This is a genomic window from Arenimonas sp. (assembly GCF_019459675.1).
In the GTDB taxonomy this organism is placed as follows: domain Bacteria; phylum Pseudomonadota; class Gammaproteobacteria; order Xanthomonadales; family Xanthomonadaceae; genus Arenimonas.
In genome coordinates, this window is the sequence record NZ_JAIBFH010000175.1 from 1 (window position 1) to 4,247 (window position 4,247).

Genomic DNA, 4,247 nt, shown 5'->3' on the forward strand with positions numbered 1-4,247 from the left:
AAAATCCGCGGGGCGCCCTCGCTGTCGGCGATCCGCTGTTCGCGCTGGCGGCGCGCGCCGCGGCGGGCGTGGGCGCGGGCCCCCGCCTGGGTGGCCGGCGCCTGGGCCAGGGCGGCTTCGGCTTGCCGCAGCTCTATCGCCCGGCTGGGTTTGCCCCCCCGCAGCAGCGGCGGGCCGGCGCTGACCACGTCGCCCACTTCCACCAGCACTTCGGCCACGCGCTGGCCGGAAAGCTCCACGCCCAGCGAGATCGGCTCCCACGCCGCCACCGACCCCGAGGCGGTGATGCGCCGCGGCAGCGACTGCTGGATGGGCGTGGCCACGCTCACCGTCAGGCTGGGCTGGGCGGTGGGCGCCACCGGGTCTTTCGAACAGGCCGTCAAGGCCAGGGCCAACAGCAGGACCGGCAGGGTTGCAGCGAGGATGCGGGGCATGGACGGTCCACCGTGGAAAGCAGGCGGGGATTGTCGCAAACGCCGCGCCGCTTGGGCGTGAGCGGCCCGTTGTCCGGTGGGCTACCCTTAAGCCGTTAATTTCCGGGTCATTTTGGAGAACACAGTGAGCGAAGCAACCCCTGGCCAAGCTGCGCCGCCAACCCTGGCCAAGCGCGTCGCATCACTCGACACCCAGACCGCACTGAAGCGGCTCGACAGCATCGACCCCACCGAAATCGCCAACATGCTGGCCGCCATGCCGCCGGCACGCGCCAACAGCCTGCTGGCGGCGATGGAGCCCGACTGGCGCGCCCGCATCATGGCCGCTGCGCCGGCCGGCACCGACTGGAGCGACGGCCAGCGCTATGCCGAAGGCACCGTGGGCCGGCTGCTGGAAGATCCGCCGGCCCTGTTCACCACCGGAACCCCGGTCTCGGTCGCCATTGAAACGCTGCGTGAAGTCGTCAAGCAGCGCCTTGTGACCTACCTTTGGGTGGTGGACGCGCAGCAGCACCTGATGGGCGTGGTGGCGTTCCGCGATCTGCTGTACGCCGACCGCGCGGGCGCGCTGGATGACATCATGATCCGCTCCCCGTTCGCGCTGCGGCCCAGGATGCTGCTGGTGGACGCGATGCGCGAAGTGGTCACGCGCCACTACCCGGTCTACCCGGTGTGCGAAGAGGACGGGCGGCTGGTGGGCCAGGTGCGCGGCCAGGTGCTGTTTGAACAGCAGGCCTTCGAGATTTCCGCGCAGGCCGGCTCCATGGTCGGCGTCGAGAAGGAAGAGCGGCTGGCCACGCCGCTGTGGCGCGCGTTCCGTTTCCGCAATCCCTGGCTGCTGGTGAACCTGCTCACGGTCTTCGTGGCCGCCGCCGTGGTGGGCTATTTCGAGGACACCATCAACCGCGTGGTGGTGCTGGCGATGTTCCTGCCGGTGCTGGGCGGGCAGAGCGGCAACCTGGGCTGCCAGTCCTTGGCCGTCATGCTGCGCGGCATGACGCTGGGCGAGCTGCGCGGCCTGGGGGTGGCCAAGATCGTCACCAAGGAGGCGCTGCTGGGCCTGCTCAACGGCGTGGTGACGGGTGCGCTGGCGGGCGCGGCCATGTACTGGGTGGTGGCGCGCGGCGGCGGCGACGATGCGCTGCTGCTGGGCTTCATCACGCTGTTCGCGATGGCCATCAGCTGCATGGTGGCCGGCCTGTCGGGCTCGCTGATCCCGGTCATCCTCAAGCGCCTGGGCGCCGACCCCGCCACCGCTTCAAGCATTTTCCTCACCACCATGACCGACGTCGTCAGCATGGGCAGCTTCCTGGGCCTGGTGACCTGGCTGGTGCTCTGATCGCCGGACACGAAGGCGGAATGTTGCATTGCAACGTGCAACATCCCCCGGCAAAGGGCGACGATGGGGCTGCTTCCGACGTGGGGGAGGGAGCGAAAAGCCCGCAGCTGCTTCAGCGCTGCGGGCTTTTTTTTGGTTCTTCACCCTTGTGCCGGACCGGTGCGGCCTGGTGCTGGCGTCGTCCTGGTGCCAGCGCCGGGGAGGGACGGCCGGAGATTCCCCTCGTTGGGGAGAAGACTCTTTTCTTGCTATTTTGGCGCAGCCATCGGGCGGCCATCGGGCAGCATCGACCAACCGGCCGTTACAGCGGCTGCAAAACAGGGGTTCCAAATGAAGCGTACGTTTATTTTTCTTGCCGTTGCCGGCCTGCTGGGCAGCGGCGCGGCCTTCGGCCAGCAGTTGGTGGCATCCCGCAGCAGCGGCGGCGTCTATATCGTGGACACCACCACGGCGGTGCCGACGCTGGTGCCGGGAACCGGCGCCTACCAGATGACTGGCCTGGGCAATGGCCCCACTGCCAATGAGGTCGATGGCCAGTTCTACGGCAACCAGATCCGACTGGTCGATCTGACCACCGGCACCTCGATCCTGCGCGCTCCGCCGAGCATTGGCCAGGTGAACGGCTATACGACCGACACGGTCGGCGGCGTCGGCTATGTGGCCGACAACGGCTTCTTCGGCTCGATCGACCTGGCGACCAGCGTCGTGACGTCTTTGGCGTCCCCGGGGGATGACATGGAGGCCCTGGCGGTCGATGTCGCCAATGACATCGTCTACGGCGTCGGTAACGGCGGGGTATTGCGTGCCTACGACATCGCCACGAACACGTGGAGTACGGTCGGCGTTCCCTTCGGTATTTCTCCTTTTTTTGACGAGGCCGGCCTGGCGTTTGACCCGGCGACGAGCACGTTGTACCTGCTTAATTACGACGGCAACCTCTATTCCGTGAATCCAGCCACCGGCGCTGCCGTGCTGATCGGCAATGTCGGCTTCGTTGACAGCTTCGGCCTGACCTGGACTGGCACCGGGGCCGCCCCGATCGCCCAGGGCGTCGAACTCGACGCCGTCCCCGGCGCGCCGCTGGTGTACGCCGAGGAAATCAACGCCACGCCGGGTGCCCCGGTCTCGCTGCTCAACCCGGCCGGCAACCTGAACCTGTCCAGCCAGCTGGGCTACAGCTTCTCGGCCGGTGAAGTGCGCTACGCGCGCTTCGAGTGCAGCAACGGCCTGCGCTTCAGCGCCGGCTCCACGGCGGTGTACGACGGCCCGGGCAATGCCTCGCTGGGCGCGATCAACGGCCTGGGCGGCAGCGCCATGAGCTTCTCGGTCACCGCCAACGACAACACCGTGGTGGCCGGCGACCGTCTGGTCATCACCGGCGACCGCCAGATCACCGGCACCGACGACGTCAGCTGCACCTACGGCCTGTATGACTTCCCGTCGCAGGCCGCCACCGGCGGCGCCGCGGGTCGCGTGTACACGGTCACCGGGCCGTACCTGCGCTTTGCCTCCAGCTATGCGCTGGACGTGGAGATCGAAGGCAACCCGATCGCCGACGTCGAGTCGGCGGACCCGCTCTACAGCGAGTTCACCCTTGCCTCGCCGACCAATGACGTGGAGCTGGGCCGGATCGGCCGCTTCAACTACGGCGAAGTGCAGGACGTGACGGGCGCGGTGCAGCCGCTGAGCCCGGCGGGTCCGCAGGTGACGCTGGTGGACCTGATGGGCGCCGACACGGCGCTGCTGTTCGCGGGTGACTTCAGCGCGGCCTCGGACGTGTTCTTCAGTTCGGCGGCGAACTGCACGGTGAACGTGCAGTCGGCGGATGACTTCAACCAGTTCGAAGCGGTGTTCACCATCGGCAGCAATGCCGCGCTGGCGCACCAGCTGTGCTTCGCGACCGACGGCGTGGCGATCCCGGTCAGCGACTACACGGTGGCGCTGGACGCGGTGGCGGCCCGCCCGGCCTGGGTGGTGACCGACCTGGCCCCGCAGGCCCTGGGCGAGATCACGCGCAACGGCACGGAGCTGCAGGCGCCGCTGGCGCAGGTGCCGGCGGGCTACCTGAGCCGGATGGTGCTGACGAACACGGGTTCGCAGGCCCGCACGTACGAGATCGAGGTGCTGGGCGAGACCGGCAACGTGATCTCGTCGTCGAACCTGACGGGCACCGTGGCGGCGAACGCGACGCTGGTGGTGGACCTGGGCACGGTGCTGACGGGCTTCACGGCGGCGCCGCGGGCCACGCTCAACGTCACCATCGCGGCCCCGAACAACACCATTCAGGGCCTGTACCAGATCGCCAACCCGAACTCGGGCACGGTCAGCAACCACGTGATGGTGCGTCCGGGCAAGAACTGACGGACCGCACGGCAGGCGACGCCCCGGCGGAGGCCGCGGCATCGCCGGCAAGACCAACCGGGCCGTCGGGGCCCGGTTTTATTTTGCCCTGGTGCCCCGTGCCCCCGGGCCCC

At 68.5% G+C, this 4,247-nt stretch carries 2 protein-coding genes and 1 pseudogene; 2 read left to right on the top strand and 1 reads right to left on the bottom strand.

Features of this window, described 5'->3' with window-relative positions; all coding sequences use genetic code 11:
- Nucleotides 1-434: pseudogene (locus K0M70_RS06190) on the bottom strand (hypothetical protein); the annotation flags it as partial.
- Nucleotides 435-558: 124 nt separating this feature from the next.
- Between K0M70_RS06190 and K0M70_RS06195 the strand changes: the two are divergent.
- Both K0M70_RS06195 and K0M70_RS06200 read left to right on the top strand, forming a co-directional pair.
- Entirely contained in the window at nt 559-1,773 is a 1,215-nt protein-coding gene (locus tag K0M70_RS06195) for a magnesium transporter (protein ID WP_290780705.1), read from the top strand.
- 330 nt (nt 1,774-2,103) lie between these two features.
- Entirely contained in the window at nt 2,104-4,134 is a 2,031-nt protein-coding gene (locus tag K0M70_RS06200; protein WP_290780707.1) for a hypothetical protein, read from the top strand.
- Nucleotides 4,135-4,247: the final 113 nt, after the last annotated feature.

Bases quoted from the DNA above. Each gene is read 5' to 3' on its own strand.
- K0M70_RS06200 (WP_290780707.1), top strand. From the start codon at position 2,104: ATGAAGCGTACGTTTATTTTTCTTGCCGTTGCCGGCCTGCTGGGCAGC.